Consider the following 16,208-nt stretch of genomic DNA (forward strand, 5'->3'; position numbering starts at 1 on the left):
CCTTTCTCGGTTACCCACTAATAGCTTTATACAATTGCTCAAGGTCTTTTTTCGTAAATATTTTGGGCACAGGATATAAAGGGTTTGCTTCCCGGTGGGCGCGGGCAATCATTTGTGGTAAATCTTCCGTTTTAATTTCTGAGAAATGATCAGGAATATGCATTCGATGATTCAATCGTTTAATTTCCTCAATAAAGCGGTTAGCTTTTTCATCAATTGGATCGGTGTGTTCGCTAACTTGTATAAGTTCTGATAGTTCTGCGAGTTGTTCATAGACTATTTCTCCATAGTATTGTAACACATATGGCAGGATAATAGCATTCGACAGCCCATGAGGCGTGTTGTAAAATGCGCTTAACGTATGAGCAATTGCGTGCACATTACCGACATAAGAGCGGGTAAATGCAAAACCAGCCAGGTAAGAGGCATCGAGCATGTTTTTCCTTGCTTCAAGGTTACTTCCATCTTTATAAGCAATAAATATATTTTCAAAAATTAGTTGAATTGCTTTTTTGCTCGCTTCTCGTGTCTCATTTGTTGTACTTTTTCCGATAAAAACTTCGATGGCATGTGTCAAGGCGTCCATCCCAGTGGTGGCTGTTAAGTGTGGTGGTAAATTCTTCGTTAACACTGGGTCTAATACAGCAACGTCTGGAATCAATACGGGGTCCATGATCGGATATTTCTCTTTGCTATCTGGATCTGAAATAACTGCCGCTAAAGTCGCTTCACTACCTGTTCCGGCGGTTGTTGGCACAGCAATGAGAAAGCTTGTTTTCTTTCGGATTTTCATCAGTCCACGCATGTTGGCAAGTGGTAGATTAGGTCTAGCTAATTTCGCTAAAACGGCTTTCGCACAATCAATCGGTGAACCACCCCCAAATGCTATAATGGCTTGACAATGATTTTCTTTATACATAGTGTATGCTTCTTCGATATTTGTGATTGTCGGGTTTGGTACCGTACCATCATAGATAAAAGGATATATGTTCTCTGTTTCCATTTGTTTGAGAAAAGGATTCATTAATCCAATTTTTGAAATATCTTTATCGGTTACCAACAACAAACGTTCCATTTTATGTTCAATCAGAAACGGAACAAGTTGATTGATGCCGTTGTTTCTAGAGAAAACTCTTGGTTCTCTCCAAGGAAGGAATTTTGAGACCGAACGCAAAACCATTTGATATGTACGACAATATAGTTGGTACATTTTAAACACCGCTTTCTTCAATTGTTTTCTGAAAAGAATTAATTATTTATTTATTATACACGACCCCTTTACTAACTAATATAGTTAGGCAAACGAGCTGAAATTCCTTATAATGAAAGAAGTAACAGTCAGAGAAGATAGGCAGGTGGAACAATGCAAATTCAGTGGTATCCGGGCCATATGGCCAAAGCGAAAAGGGAAGTACAAGAAAAATTAAAGCTTGTTGATTTTGTGATTGAGTTAGTCGATGCAAGAACGCCGATTTCCTCACAGAATCCCATGCTTCAAGAAATTCTTGGAGAAAAACAGAAACTGGTTGTATTAATGAAAAGTGACTTAGCTGATCCAAAAATTACAGAGCAATGGGTGAATCATTTCGAAGAGGAAGGCAATATTGCATTATCTGTCGATGTGAACCAGAAAAAAGATATTGAGGAGCTCATCCATAAAGCAAAAGAATTAGGTCAAGGTGTCAATGATAAACGTGCCAGTAAAGGGGTGGCGCCGCGTGCAATCCGGGCGATGATTATCGGGATTCCGAATGTTGGTAAATCGACATTAATTAACCGACTGGCGAATAAAAAACGAGCTGAAGTCGGTGACAAGCCAGGTGTAACGAAAAAGCAACAGTGGATTAAAATTCGCGGTGAATTTGAGTTGTTGGATACACCAGGAATTTTATGGCCGAAATTTGAGGAGGAAGAAGTAGGGTATAAACTGGCAACGACTGGGTCCATTAAAGATACAATTCTTCATTTGGATGAAGTTGTCGTTTTTCTACTGAAATTTTTGAAAGAACATTATCCGACTTTGCTTGAAGAAAGATACGGCCTCGATCTATCAGAAGAAGATGTCGTCACTTGGTTTGATGTCATCGGAAAGAAAAGAGGATGCCTCCAAGCTGGCGGTGTTGTCGATTATGAAAAAACATCCGATGTCATTTTACGTGATTTTCGTTCTGGTAAACTTGGAAGAATTACGATGGACCGGCTGCACGTATAAACAAAAAAATAGACTAACCGATATAATCAACAAGAATTCAGTAGTAGGTGAGACCGATGAAAGAAACAAAAGAAACGATCACGATGATTAAAGAAAAACTATTCAGTGACCATGTGTCGGATGAATGGCTTATTCATATTAAAAATGACGAACGTGTTGGTGTTCAAAAACTTCTAGAACAATTTGAAAAAAGACAACTGAAGAAACAAGAATTGAAAAAAGCTTTTTATGAAATGATGCAATATGAAAACAAGTTGAAATCACAAGGGGTGCAGTTAATCGCTGGCATTGATGAAGTCGGACGTGGTCCGATTGCCGGTCCGGTTGTTGCTGCGGCCGTTATTTTACCAGAAGACTTTTATTTACCGGGTTTGACGGACTCCAAGAAACTAAGCGAACAAAAGCGTGAATCCTTTTTTGATGTTATTACGGATCAAGCAATTGCAGTAGGCTTAGGTATAGTAAGTCCGACGGAAATCGACTTGATGAATATCCATCAAGCATCATTGGAATCAATGAAGCGGGCGGTCCATGAGTTATTGATTCAACCAGAACATCTGTTAATTGACGCAATGAAACTGCCTGATCTCAATTATCCACAAACATCAATCATTAAAGGGGACGCCAAAAGCATCTCAATTGCTGCAGCGAGTGTGGTGGCAAAAGTCACGAGAGACCGGATGATGAAGGATATTGCTTCTGATTATCCAGGTTATGGATTTGAGAAACATATGGGTTATGGAACGAGAGAACATTTGGAGGCGTTAAAAACACTCGGCTCAACTCCCTATCATCGGAAGAGCTTTGCCCCAGTAAATCAATTTGTCTAACGGAGGAAAAAAGTGATGCAACCGAATCCAATTAATCAACTTTTTCAATCAATCCGTTTGTCTCGGACGGATTCTTCTAAATTGACCGTTCGGACTGGACAAATACTTCCCGCACGCGTTATCAAGTTCTTACCTGAAAACCGTGCCTTGATGCAAATGAGTGGGAAGCAGATCGTTGGTCAAATTGATACGGAACTTCATGCCAACCAAAAGTATTTAATGCAAGTGATGGAAACATCTCCCGCAATTAAAATGAAAGTACTATCACAAAAACCGGCAAATGAGCCTGCTGAACGGATCAACGTGTTAATGCAAACGCTCGGTCTAAAGCTAACAAAGGCTGACCAAGCGCTATTGCACGAGTTGATGAAACAACAAATTCCACTGTCGAAGGAATCCCTTGGGCAATTATTTGCATTGGGTAAAAACGATGCATTTACAACGCGAGCGACAATCCTGTCGGAGATGTTGCTTCGAAGTATGCCGTTGACAGAACAAGTCTATCAGTCTTTATCGAAGCGTTTGAATCAACCCATATCAATTAACCAAGTCATTCAGCAGTTGGAAAGCCAAATGATGGAAAGTAAGCAACAAACCGTGAATCAAATCCAACTTGCATCCTCTCTGCAATTGTTTCGAGGTGAGCGCTCAAACAAGCAAATACTACATACATTCTTGTTTCAAGCATTAAAAGAAGTTGGGAGTGGATCGCAGACAACCTTTCAACTTTTCAAAAAAGCCGGAGTTATACCTAATCAAACGAGTTATGCCGAATGGTCAGCACATATTAGATCTTGGGCTGCTTCTCAATCAATCAGATTTCAACCGTCTGGCAATCAATTGCTCAATGGTCAGACCCAGTCGTTACCTTTTTCAATAACGGGTGAAAAAATCTCGGCAAGTATTCAACAGCTGGCGAGCCAACAATTAGGCAATTCAAGCAAAAATCTTCAAACCGTTGTCGATATTTTGCAATCTATTCGAAACAACGGAGCCACCACAAAAGAACAAGTACGGATTGTTAACAATTTACTGCAAGGGACTTTTTTGGCTAATTTGAAAAAACAACTACCTATCCAGCAGCAAAATGCGTTGGACCAATTGACGAATTCTATTCAGCAACGGTCCACGGACGTAGCTGGCTTCCTACGCACAACGAATGGAACACAATTGCTGAACTCATTGACGAGCTTACTCCATTTACAAACAGATGGGGAACAAAGTCGTGCACTTTTATTTTTTAGAGGAATGACGCAGTTATCAAGTGTCAATGCGCCCACGGTTATGGCGAAATTGTCGAGCTTTATGGAATTAACCCAAGTGGAGAGTGGAAAGGGAAGGTCGAGTGATTTTCCGAGTATTTTATCACAGCTTCAACAAGTGCAAAGTCAGACCTCTTCAATATCTTTCCAAGCAGCGGCTCAACAAATTCAACAGACTCTTCAAGCGATGCATCTATCGATGGAAGCTAATCGTGATTTTATTCAGTTTAGTGCACAACTGCCAAAAGAAATGCTAGGGTTAAATGAAGATCTTTGGATGGACTTTGAAGGGAAAAAACAAGCAGATGGTACGATTCATCCAGAACAATGTCGAATTATGTTTTATTTAGATCTTCCACATCTAAGCAATATCATTATTGATATGCAAGTGATTAATCGAATGGTCGATGTAACAATCTATCATCAAGATCCTAAATCGATTCGTTCAATCGTACATCATTACGAGCAGAATTTGAGAGTTGGTCTGCAAGGGGTAGATTATCAATTCACTGGCCTTCATTTGAAAGAGTTGCAAGGAAAATCAAAAGAGCTTCCTATGGATGTTTTTCCTTCTACTTCGTTAAAACAAGGTGAGGGGATTGATTTTAAAGCATGAAAAAGTTTATGCCAAATCGAAAGTCAGCCATTGCTCTACGTTATGATGGTGAAGCGGAAGCAGCACCAAAAGTCATTGCAAAAGGCCAGGGCTTATTAGCTGAAGAAATATTGCAGCGAGCAGCTACTGAAGATATTCCCGTACACGAAGACCCAGCGCTTATTGAGTTAATGAGCCACTTAAATATTAATGAAAAAATACCGGAAGAATTATATCAAGCCGTCGCCGAAGTATTCGCTTATATTTATCGAATTGATCAAAAAATGACAAAAACCAAGTAATTTGGCGAATGTTCTTTTGAATGATACAATTTTTTATGTATAATAAGACCAGCATGGTTTTCTTATAGCTAGAGATATTATCGATGGGAGGATGTAACATGAACATTCATGAGTATCAAGCGAAAGAAATTTTCCGCGAGTACAATGTGGCAGTTCCAAATAGTAAAGTAGCTTTTTCTGTTGATGAAGCTGTTGAAGCTGCAAAAGAATTGACGACAGATGTGAAAGTCGTTAAAGCACAAATCCACGCTGGTGGACGCGGGAAAGCCGGTGGTGTCAAAATCGCCAAAAACCTAGATGAAGTGAAGCAATACGCTGACGAAATCCTAGGCAAAACATTGGTGACACACCAAACTGGCCCAGAAGGAAAAGAAGTTAAACGTTTATTGATTGAAGAAGGATGCGACATCAAGAATGAATACTATCTAGGTGTTGTCCTTGACCGTGCTACTTCCAGTGTCGTTATGATGGGATCGGAAGAAGGCGGAACGGAAATTGAAGAAGTGGCAGCTGAAACGCCAGAGAAAATTTTCAAAGAGGTTGTTGACCCAGTTGTAGGTCTAAGCCCTTATCAAGCAAGAAGACTTGCCTTCAATATGAACATCCCGAAAGAATACGTTGGTAAAGCTGTTAAGTTTATGATGAGCCTTTACAAAGTATTTGTCGAAAAAGATTGTTCAATTGCTGAAATCAACCCACTAGTAACTACTGGTGACGGTGAGGTTATTGCGCTTGATGCGAAATTGAACTTTGATGATAACGCATTATTCCGTCAGAAGGATATTCAAGAGCTACGTGATTTGGACGAAGAAGATGAAAAAGAAATCGAAGCTTCCAAATATGACTTAAGCTATGTAGCACTAGATGGAAATATCGGTTGTATGGTAAACGGCGCTGGTCTTGCAATGTCTACAATGGATATTATCAAGCATTATGGCGGCGAACCGGCTAACTTCCTTGATGTTGGGGGAGGCGCTACAACTGAGAAGGTAACTGAAGCATTCAAGATTATTCTATCTGACCAAAACGTAAAAGGAATTTTTGTCAATATCTTCGGTGGAATTATGAAGTGTGATGTCATTGCTGAAGGTGTTGTCGAAGCAACAAAACAAGTTGGTCTTGAAATGCCACTTGTCGTTCGTTTGGAAGGTACAAACGTTGATCAAGGGAAGAAAATTTTGGATGAATCTGGATTGAATATTACTTCAGCAGAATCAATGGCTGATGGTGCAAATAAAATTGTATCTCTAGTCAAATAAGAAAGGACGGTCGAACATGAGCGTATATGTAAATAAAGATACAAAAGTTATTGTTCAAGGAATCACAGGCTCAACAGCCCTTTTTCATACGAAACAAATGCTTGAATATGGTACAAAAATTGTCGGCGGTACTTCACCAGGTAAAGGTGGACAAGAAGTAGAGGGAGTACCTGTCTTTAATACTGTTGAAGAAGCGGTTAAAGAAACTGGAGCGAATGCTTCAGTCATTTACGTACCGGCTCCATTCGCGGCAGATGCAATTCTAGAAGCTGTAGACGCTGAATTGGATTTGGTTATTTGTATTACTGAACATATTCCTGTTTTGGATATGGTTAAAGTTAAAAGAGCGATGGAAGGTTCGAAAACTCGTCTTGTCGGACCGAACTGCCCAGGTGTGATCACGCCAGATGAATCTAAAATCGGCATCATGCCAGGCTATATCCACAAAAAAGGCCACATCGGCGTCGTTTCCCGTTCTGGTACATTGACTTATGAAGCGGTTCATCAGCTTTCAACAGAAGGCTATGGTCAATCTACAGCTGTCGGTATTGGTGGAGACCCAGTAAACGGAACAGATTTCATCGATGTACTAAAAGCTTTCAATGAAGACCCAGAAACAGAGGCAGTTGTCATGATTGGTGAAATCGGCGGAACAGCTGAAGAAGAAGCTGCTGAGTGGGTGAAAGCGAATATGACGAAGCCAGTCGTTGGATTCATTGGTGGTGCTACAGCTCCTCCAGGAAAACGTATGGGCCACGCTGGTGCGATTATCTCTGGCGGTAAAGGTACAGCAGATGAGAAAAAACGCATTATGAAAGAAAGCGGAATTGCTGTAGCTGAAACACCAGCAGATATTGGTGAAACAATGATTAAAGTTCTTGAAGAAAAAGGACTTGCCGAAAAATGTAAAACGGTTCAATAAGTAATTAGGTTGAGTCCAGATGAATCGTCTGGGCTCAACTATTATTCTACGAAATAACCTTCAAATTTCCCCAGCATTTACTAATCCAAGTTTTATAGATTACAATCACAAGCGTATTTTGTGTTTTATTAAAATTAAATAATACCTACCCTCAAAGGAGCCACTGTTCAATGCAAATAAACCCCTCATTTGAACTGTATCATTTGCTATCTCATCCAAAAATAACACGAAAAAAAGTGCAAAATTATTTATTGACAGACCCTTCACTCGAACGATTGCATACACTCCATTGGAAAGACCTCATCCAACTACTTCAATTGACAACCCATGAAGCCAAATCACTATATGAACACTTCAGAAATCGTCCTCAACGACAAAGATCCGCTCGACAATATAGCATGTTACGCCCGATAACAATTTATGACACTGATTATCCACATTCTTTAGCTACCATACCAGATCCCCCATTAATCCTTTATGCACGAGGAAATCGTAGTCTTCTTCGTGGTATTCATTTAAGTGTGATCGGTTCACGAAAACCTTCCTCCACTGCAAAAAATAAAATAAATTTATTACTTCCCCCACTCATCGAGAAATCTGTCACAATCGTCAGTGGCCTCGCCTATGGAATTGATGGAATGAGCCACCAATTGACATTAAATCAACAAGGGAAAACCATTGCTGTTTTAGCTTTTGGATTCAATCATATTTATCCGAAGGCCCATACGTCGTTGTATCGTGCAATTGAGAGAAATGGTTTGTTATTGACCGAGTACCCACCTGATGTGAAGCCGAATCGTTGGCAATTTCCTGAACGAAACCGTATTATTAGCGGGCTGAGTCAAGCGACATTGATTATTGAAGCCACTAAACGCAGTGGGACAATGATTACTGCAGACCAGGCACTTGAGCAAGGGAAGGATGTTTTTGTTGTTCCTGATTCAATTTTCTTGCCAGAAGCAGAAGGTTGCCTTAAGCTTTTGCAGGAGGGAGCAATCCCTATTACAAGCCCGCAAGACTTAATGGATTGGTGGAACAAAATAAGTTAAGAATTTTCATTGAAAGAACCAAAAAATGAAAAATCGGTTTGACAAACAGGTAGAAAGTATTTAATAATGAATGAGATTTATCAACGCAGAATACGGATAATACATGTGAAAGGTCAATTAGTGTATTGACTAGACTTTTAAAAAATAAACTAAAATAGAAAACCTCGCAGGAGGACTGAATATATGTCGGACTACTTAGTGATCGTCGAATCACCGGCGAAAGCAAAAACAATTGAACGTTATTTAGGAAAGAAGTATAAGGTAAAGGCTTCAATGGGGCACGTTATTGATTTGCCTAAAAGTCAAATAGGTGTCGATGTCGATAATGATTTTGAACCACGGTATATTACAATCCGAGGAAAAGGTCCCATTTTAAACGACTTAAAGAAGTCAGCCAAGAAGGCGAAAAAAGTCTATCTTGCTGCCGACCCCGATCGTGAAGGGGAAGCAATTGCATGGCACTTGGCTAATAGTTTAGGAATAGGTGAGGATGAAGCCTGCCGTGTCGTTTTTAATGAAATTACAAAAGACGCAGTAAAGGATTCATTTAAAGAGCCAAGGTCGATCAACATGGATCTTGTGAATGCTCAGCAGGCAAGACGTGTACTGGACCGACTTGTCGGATACAATATTAGTCCATTACTTTGGAAAAAGATTAAAAAAGGATTAAGTGCAGGACGTGTTCAGTCAGTTGCCGTCAAATTGATTATCGACCGTGAAAATGAAATTAACAATTTCACACCTGAAGAATATTGGTCAATTGAAGCTGAATTTTCCCACAGCGGTGAAACATTTAAAGCGAAATTTTATGGTGTGGATGGGAAAAAGAAAGAGCTAAAATCGAGAGAAGATGTCGATCAAATACTGAATCAGTTGAGCGGAAAAGACTTCAAAGTCGACCAAGTGAACAAGCGTGAGCGAAGAAGAAACCCTTCCTTACCATTCACTACATCATCATTACAGCAGGAAGCATTCCGAAAATTGAACTTCCGAGCTAAGAAAACGATGATGATCGCTCAGCAATTGTACGAAGGAATCGATCTTGGTGGTCGAGAGGGTACAACTGGTTTGATCACCTATATGCGTACAGACTCGACGCGGATTTCGGATACTGCAAAAGATGAAGCAATAAACTTAATTCAAAGTAAGTACGGTGAGGAATACCTCGGTAAATCTCGGGCGAAGAAAACACAACAAAAAACACAAGACGCACACGAAGCGATTAGGCCGACAGTTGTCTCTAAAGAACCATTAGCGATTAAACCGAAACTATCAAATGATCAATACAAACTATATAAGTTGATCTGGGAACGCTTTGTAGCCAGCCAAATGGCACCAGCGGTACTAGACACTGTCACAGCGCACTTGTTGAATAACGATGTCGAGTTCCGAGCTTCGGGCTCACAAGTGAAGTTTAAAGGCTTTATGAAGGTATATGTAGAAGGTACGGACGATCAGAAAAAGGATGAGCAAAAATTACTTCCGGAATTAGAAGAAGGAAGCCATTCTACAGCGAGTCAGATTGAACCGGAACAACACTTCACACAGCCACCTCCAAGATATACTGAAGCAAGACTTGTGAAAACGATGGAGGAAAAAGGTATTGGGCGCCCGTCAACTTATGCGCCAACGTTGGATACAATCCAGCGCCGAGGATACGTCAAATTGGAAAACAAACGATTTATCCCGACAGAGCTTGGTGGAATCATCAATGATTTACTAGAGGAGTATTTTCCAGAGATCGTAGATATCGAGTTTACGGTGAACATGGAAAACGATTTGGATGGAATCGAAGACGGTGACAAAAAATGGCGTCGTGTAATCGGTCAATTCTACGAAGGCTTTGAGAAGCGTTTAGAAAAAGCTGAAGAAGAAATTGAAAAAGTTGAAATTAAAGATGAACCTGCAGGAATCAACTGTGAGAAGTGCGGCCATGAAATGGTTTATAAAATGGGGCGCTATGGAAAGTTCTTAGCATGCTCCAACTTCCCTGATTGTCGTAACACGAAGCCGATTCTTAAAGAAATTGGGGTAACGTGTCCGAAATGTGAAAAAGGGCAAGTCGTCGAACGTAAAAGTAAGAAACGAAGAACATTTTACGGTTGTGATCGATTCCCAGAATGTGATTTTGTATCATGGGATAAACCAATCGATCGCCCTTGTCCAAAATGTGAGTCATTATTGGTAGAAAAGAAACAGAAAAAAGGTACACAAATAACGTGTACGAATTGCGATTACAAAGAAGGTGTGCAATAATCACCTCATACTGTTCCTTCTCTGGGATTCCAGTGTAGGAACAGTGTTTTTTTGGTTAATAATACCTATTTTTAGAAAAATAAGTCGGTTTTGTGATTAAATTTTATCTAAATTGTGAAAAGTGTATAGAGAGAGTTTATTTAAATTGACACACAATTCACATTCCTATAGAATTACTCAGTGGTAAGAAGTTTTCCTTTACATCATAAACAAAGAGAAAACTTATTGTTTCGGGATTTAAATGAAAAGGTACTGGGTAGCACAGTTCATTCATCATCATTTATTGGTGATTGTTCAGGTCCTAAATTCAACAAATTTGTGAAGACGATGTGTTAATTGTTGAATAATTTAAAAAATTTTGATAAGATTTAAGCGATTTAAATAAGAGAGTGTGGCTATCCATGATATTTGGACAATGGGTTCAAGCATTTGAAGATTATATGCGTGTAGAAAAAAACACATCTAAGTTGACGATTCAACAATACGTAACGGATATTAAGCAATTTGAACAATTTTTAGCGGTAGAGTCTATTGGTGAAATCAATCGAATCACTCACGTGGAAATCCGTTTGTATTTAACGACATTATACCGAGATAAATTATCAAAGAAATCCGTTTCGAAAAAATTATCTGGATTACGTTCTTTCTTCAACTACTTAGAAAAAGAAGAAGTTATTGAACAAAATCCTTTCCTGTATGTCTCGATGCCAAAATTGGATAAAAAAATTCCTCAGTTTTTTTATGATGAGGAAATGGATCAACTGTTTACAGCGGAAGATGGAATGACTCCGATTAGCCAAAGAAACCGAGCGATTTTAGAAGTACTTTATGCAACTGGTATCCGTGTGACTGAACTCGTTGGCATAAAAATTGAAGATGTTGATTTTACAGCTGGCCTTCTCCTCGTTTTCGGAAAAGGCCGGAAACAAAGATACGTACCTTTTGGTTCTTTTGCTGAAATGGAATTAAAAAAATATCTCGATGAATCAAGGCCAAAACTTCAGAGTAAATCACAAAACGAGAATAACGCTTTGTTCTTAAATCATTTAGGAGAGCCGATAACCGACCGTGGAATTCGTTATATTTTGAATCGTATGCTTAAAAAAGCAGCCCTGACTTCAAAAATCCACCCACATAAGTTGCGTCATTCATTTGCGACGCACTTACTGAACCAAGGTGCAGATATGAGGTCTGTACAAGAGTTATTGGGTCATGAAAGCCTATCATCTACCCAAGTATATACACATGTGACAAAGGATTATCTAAAGAGAATTTATGATAATGCACATCCAAGAGCTTAATTGAAATATAGGAGTGATAAATATGTCACAAGCGTTTCATGCAACAACGATCTTTGCCGTTCGACACAATGGAAAGGCAGCGATGAGCGGTGATGGCCAGGTGACACTCGGAAATGCAGTTGTGATGAAGCACACTGCCCGTAAAGTTAGAAAACTACATAACGGAAAAGTATTGGCGGGATTTGCCGGTTCGGTTGCTGATGCATTTACGTTATTCGAGAAATTTGAAGCGTATCTTGAAAAGTATGAAGGAAATCTTCAACGTTCAGCAGTCGAACTCGCCAAGGAGTGGAGAAGTGACAAAGTTCTTCGTAAGCTTGAAGCGATGCTCATTGTGATGGATCTTGAAAACATGTTGCTTGTATCAGGTACTGGTGAAGTGATTGAACCTGATGACGATATCCTGGCGATTGGTTCTGGTGGAAACTTTGCATTAAGCGCTGGTCGTGCCTTGAAACGTTATGGAAATATCGATGATGCCGAAAATATTGCTAAATCAGCATTAGAGATTGCAAGTGAAATTTGTGTTTTTACAAATGATCAAATCGTCGTTGAGACACTTGGTGAAAAAGGAGAATGATGAATGAGTAGGACGGCGACCCCGAAGCAAATTGTAAATCAGCTAAATAAATACATCATTGGCCAACAAGATGCGAAAAAAGCATTGGCTGTCGCGCTTCGTAATCGATTCCGCCGCATGCGGCTTCCGAATGAATTAAAAGAAGAGATCGTACCGAAAAACATCTTGATGATCGGTCCAACAGGAGTAGGGAAAACAGAATTGGCAAGAAGACTTGCTAAGCTTGTCCATGCGCCTTTTGTTAAAGTGGAGGCTACTAAGTTTACCGAAGTTGGTTATGTCGGGCGAGATGTTGAATCGATGGTTCGCGACTTAGTGGATATGAGTGTTCGTATGGTAAAAGAACAAAAAATGATCGAAGTCCAAGAAGAAGCGAGAGAGCAAGCGAACCGCCGACTTGTGAAACTACTCGTGCCGGAGAAGAAAAAGAAGTCGAATGTATCCAATCCTTTCGAGATGTTATTTAGTCAACAGCAAAATCAGGAACCGCAAGAACACGAAGAAGAAGATAATGAAGTGGCGGATAAACGAAAACGAATTAAGCATCAATTGGAACTTGGTGAGTTAGAAGATCAAATGGTTACGATTCAAGTTGAAGAACAAACGCCATCCATGTTTGATGCACTACAAGGCTCAGGTATGGAACAAATGGGGATGAACATGCAAGACGCATTCAGTCAAATGCTTCCAAAGAAAAAGAAAAAGCGCAGACTGCCTGTGAAGGAAGCAAGGGAAATACTGACGCATGAAGAGGCACAAAAGTTAATCGATATGGATGAAGTTCATCAAAAAGCAATAGAGCATGCCGAACAATCAGGAATCATCTTCATCGATGAAATTGATAAAGTATGTGGTAAAGATGATCAGCAAGCGGGAGTTTCCAGAGAAGGTGTCCAACGAGACATTTTGCCAATTGTTGAAGGCGGAACGATTGTTACGAAGTACGGCACTGTTAAAACCGATTATATGCTGTTCATTGCTGCAGGAGCCTTTCATATGGCGAAACCTTCTGATTTAATTCCTGAATTACAGGGAAGATTTCCAATAAGAGTCGAATTGAACAAGCTGGCTATCGAAGACTTTATCAATATTTTGAAAGAACCATCAAATGCATTAATCAAACAATATACAGCTTTGTTGGAAACCGAGGATATAAAGTTAGAATTTACAGATGAAGCAATCAAACGAATTGCAGAAATCGCCTATGAAGTTAACCAGGAAACAGACAATATTGGAGCAAGAAGGCTTCATACGATTATGGAAAAGCTCCTCGAAGATCTATCTTATGAAGCACCAGACATCACAATGGAAAAGATCGAGATTACCGATCATTATGTTGATGAAAAGCTAACAACGATTGTTAAAAACAAAGACCTATCACAATACATTTTATAAAAAAATTAGGAGGATTTAAAAATGAAATCATTACTAGAGAGAACGAGAGTCATCAATCAAATGTTACAAAAAACACAAGGAAACGCGGTGAACTTCAATGACATGGCGGGTACTTTAAAAGATGTCATTGATTCAAACGTCTATGTAGTAAGCCGTAAAGGAAAATTATTAGGTTATGCGATCAAAGAAGAAATTGAGAATAACCGAATGAAACAAATGCTTGAAGAAAGACAATTCCCTGAAGAATATACGAGTAACTTATTCAATATCCAAGAAACAACATCGAATATTGATATCAACAGTGAATACACTGCTTTCCCTGTTGAAAACAAAGATCTATTCAAGAAAGGATTAACAACGATTGTTCCGATTCTTGGTGGAGCAGAACGACTAGGAACATTGATTTTGGCAAGAGTAGAGGAATCTTTTGAAGATGACGATCTACTACTTGGTGAATATGGTGCAACCGTTGTAGGAATGGAAATATTACACCATAAAGCTGAAGAAATTGAGGAAGAGGCTCGTAGTAAAGCTGTTGTTCAAATGGCGATCAATTCCCTTTCATACAGTGAACTGGAAGCGATTGAGCATATCTTTAAAGAGCTTGATGGTAAAGAAGGATTATTGGTTGCAAGTAAAATTGCAGACCGAGTAGGTATTACTCGTTCCGTTATCGTTAACGCGCTACGTAAATTGGAAAGTGCGGGGGTTATTGAATCCCGTTCCCTAGGTATGAAGGGTACGTATATTAAAGTATTGAACGATAAATTCTTGAATGAGCTTGAAAAGAAAACAATGTAATTAAATTAATATAAAGTACCCCTTAAGTCAGTTCGATGACTCAAGGGGTATTTTTTTGTATAAGTCATGAAACGATAAATGAATATATTATTCGTTTCAATTACTGGCTTTAAAATATTTGTTGGGATAAATGCATGACTCAGCGTAGGTTTTGATGATGACCGATGGGTAAAAGCGCAGTATATTTCTGTAGCGCGCATTTCCGACACACTAAATTAGATTGTTCGTATCTCAGTCAACTTTAAAGTTTTTGTACCATCCTTAACATTTGACTTAGAACCCAATTACTAAATTTGTTATAAATTTCGTTCATACTTGTATCAACAAAAAGATCATCAGGAGAGATCGAAGGTCATTTTGTTCATAAATTTCATCTTTATATAGAACTTTCGATTTATTTTTGCCGAAATACTAGGAAAGTATTGGACAGAATATGTCTTTAATCCTCGATTTGTGTAATAATAAAGTAATTGAATTGTAATGATTGTCGATTGGTTTAGAAATTCATAGATATATGTTCGAAAGAGGGGAATCTGATGAAGCTATTTAATAATACGTTTAATCATTTGGCACAGGGACTTGATTATGCGTCCACAAAAAATAAAGTTATCGCCAATAATATCGCGAATGTGGATACGCCCAATTATAAAGCAAAAAAAGTATCGTTCCAATCCCAATTACAACAAGAACAATCGAAATTAGAAACGTTTAGGACTCATCCGAAACATATTCCTTTCGATCAACAATCATCTACGATAAAAATTACACAAAATCGGAACCATACATATAACCATAATGGCAACAGTGTCGATTTAGATAAGGAAATGGCTGAATTATCGAAAAACCAACTTTATTATGAAGCGTTGACTGAACGGATCAATGGGAAATTCAATTCAATCCGTACAGTCCTAGGTGGAGGTCGTTAATTATGGGAATGTTTGATGGCATCAATATTAGTGGGAGTGCATTAACTGCAAATCGGTTCAAAATGGATGTGCACGCAGATAATATTGCAAATCAACAAACAACAAGGGCACGGTTGAATGAAGCTGGCGAATGGGAACCATACCGAAGAAAAATCGTTACCCAGACAGCGAAAGGCGAGCAGTTTAATCAATTTTTACATAAAGCGATCGGAAAGCAGCACATAAACACAGGAAAAGGTGTCTCCATCCACTCCGTTAACGAAGACCCGACACCATTTAATCCAGTTTACAATCCAAATCATCCTGACGCTAACGACGAAGGTTACGTGATGATGCCAAACGTCGATCCATTGAAAGAGATGATGGGGATGATGACAGCAAGCCGTGCGTATGAAGCAAATGTAACTGCATTAAATGCTTCAAAAGGAATCTTGATGAAATCATTAGAAATCGGTAAATAAGGGGGATTTAAATAATGGATCCAATCCAACTGTCTGCGTTGCAGCAATCGAACAGTC

General features: G+C 39.1%; 15 protein-coding genes. 14 read left to right on the forward strand and 1 reads right to left on the reverse strand.

Going from position 1 to position 16,208, the window contains the following annotated elements:
* Nucleotides 1-10: 10 nt before the first annotated feature.
* Nucleotides 11-1,210, reverse strand: coding sequence for an iron-containing alcohol dehydrogenase (locus tag KC820_RS01765; protein ID WP_212367455.1), 1,200 nt, complete (start codon nt 1,208-1,210; stop codon nt 11-13).
* 153 nt (nt 1,211-1,363) lie between these two features.
* Here KC820_RS01765 and ylqF point away from each other — a divergent pair, with 153 nt between their 5' ends.
* The 14 genes from ylqF to flgC all read left to right on the forward strand — a co-directional run bounded on the left by ylqF (nt 1,364) and on the right by flgC (nt 16,151).
* A complete protein-coding gene (gene ylqF / locus KC820_RS01770) occupies nt 1,364-2,212 on the forward strand; it encodes a ribosome biogenesis GTPase YlqF (RefSeq protein ID WP_212367457.1) in 849 nt (282 codons plus the stop codon).
* A gap of 56 nt (nt 2,213-2,268) precedes the next feature.
* Complete coding sequence (locus tag KC820_RS01775; protein ID WP_236782472.1) at nt 2,269-3,042, forward strand: ribonuclease HII; 774 nt, start codon at nt 2,269-2,271, stop codon at nt 3,040-3,042.
* Nucleotides 3,043-3,054: 12 nt separating this feature from the next.
* Nucleotides 3,055-4,920, forward strand: coding sequence for a hypothetical protein (locus tag KC820_RS01780; RefSeq protein WP_212367458.1), 1,866 nt, complete (start codon nt 3,055-3,057; stop codon nt 4,918-4,920).
* Entirely contained in the window at nt 4,917-5,201 is a 285-nt protein-coding gene (locus KC820_RS01785; protein WP_212367459.1) for an EscU/YscU/HrcU family type III secretion system export apparatus switch protein, read from the forward strand. Before KC820_RS01780 ends, KC820_RS01785 begins: the two co-directional genes overlap by 4 nt.
* A gap of 98 nt (nt 5,202-5,299) precedes the next feature.
* Nucleotides 5,300-6,460 (forward strand): ADP-forming succinate--CoA ligase subunit beta, encoded by a 1,161-nt coding sequence (gene sucC / locus KC820_RS01790; protein WP_212367460.1) that lies wholly within the window; start codon nt 5,300-5,302, stop codon nt 6,458-6,460.
* Nucleotides 6,461-6,476: 16 nt separating this feature from the next.
* Nucleotides 6,477-7,382, forward strand: a complete 906-nt coding sequence (sucD, locus tag KC820_RS01795; protein WP_212367461.1) for a succinate--CoA ligase subunit alpha — start codon at nt 6,477-6,479, stop codon at nt 7,380-7,382.
* A gap of 170 nt (nt 7,383-7,552) precedes the next feature.
* Nucleotides 7,553-8,431 carry a DNA-processing protein DprA gene (gene dprA, locus KC820_RS01800; RefSeq protein WP_212367462.1) on the forward strand — a complete coding sequence of 293 codons (879 nt, stop codon included), beginning with the start codon at nt 7,553-7,555 and terminating at the stop codon, nt 8,429-8,431.
* 183 nt (nt 8,432-8,614) lie between these two features.
* Nucleotides 8,615-10,687, forward strand: coding sequence for a type I DNA topoisomerase (topA, locus tag KC820_RS01805; protein ID WP_212367463.1), 2,073 nt, complete (start codon nt 8,615-8,617; stop codon nt 10,685-10,687).
* 401 nt (nt 10,688-11,088) lie between these two features.
* Nucleotides 11,089-11,988 carry a tyrosine recombinase XerC gene (gene xerC, locus KC820_RS01810; RefSeq protein WP_212367464.1) on the forward strand — a complete coding sequence of 300 codons (900 nt, stop codon included), beginning with the start codon at nt 11,089-11,091 and terminating at the stop codon, nt 11,986-11,988.
* Nucleotides 11,989-12,010: 22 nt separating this feature from the next.
* Complete coding sequence (gene hslV / locus KC820_RS01815) at nt 12,011-12,568, forward strand: ATP-dependent protease subunit HslV (protein WP_212367465.1); 558 nt, start codon at nt 12,011-12,013, stop codon at nt 12,566-12,568.
* Nucleotides 12,569-12,571: 3 nt separating this feature from the next.
* On the forward strand, nt 12,572-13,963 hold the full coding sequence (gene hslU, locus KC820_RS01820; protein ID WP_212367466.1) for an ATP-dependent protease ATPase subunit HslU: 1,392 nt from the start codon (nt 12,572-12,574) through the stop codon (nt 13,961-13,963).
* A gap of 21 nt (nt 13,964-13,984) precedes the next feature.
* The gene (gene codY, locus KC820_RS01825; RefSeq protein WP_212367467.1) at nt 13,985-14,764 is read left to right on the forward strand and encodes a GTP-sensing pleiotropic transcriptional regulator CodY; all 780 of its coding nucleotides are present in this window, start codon (nt 13,985-13,987) and stop codon (nt 14,762-14,764) included.
* A gap of 536 nt (nt 14,765-15,300) precedes the next feature.
* Entirely contained in the window at nt 15,301-15,690 is a 390-nt protein-coding gene (gene flgB / locus KC820_RS01830; protein ID WP_212367468.1) for a flagellar basal body rod protein FlgB, read from the forward strand.
* A 2-nt stretch (nt 15,691-15,692) separates the two neighbouring features.
* Nucleotides 15,693-16,151 (forward strand): flagellar basal body rod protein FlgC, encoded by a 459-nt coding sequence (gene flgC / locus KC820_RS01835; protein ID WP_212367470.1) that lies wholly within the window; start codon nt 15,693-15,695, stop codon nt 16,149-16,151.
* The last annotated feature ends 57 nt before the right edge of the window (nt 16,152-16,208 follow it).

It is taken from the genome of Allobacillus saliphilus (assembly GCF_018138385.1).
In the GTDB taxonomy this organism is placed as follows: domain Bacteria; phylum Bacillota; class Bacilli; order Bacillales; family Alkalibacillaceae; genus Allobacillus; species Allobacillus saliphilus.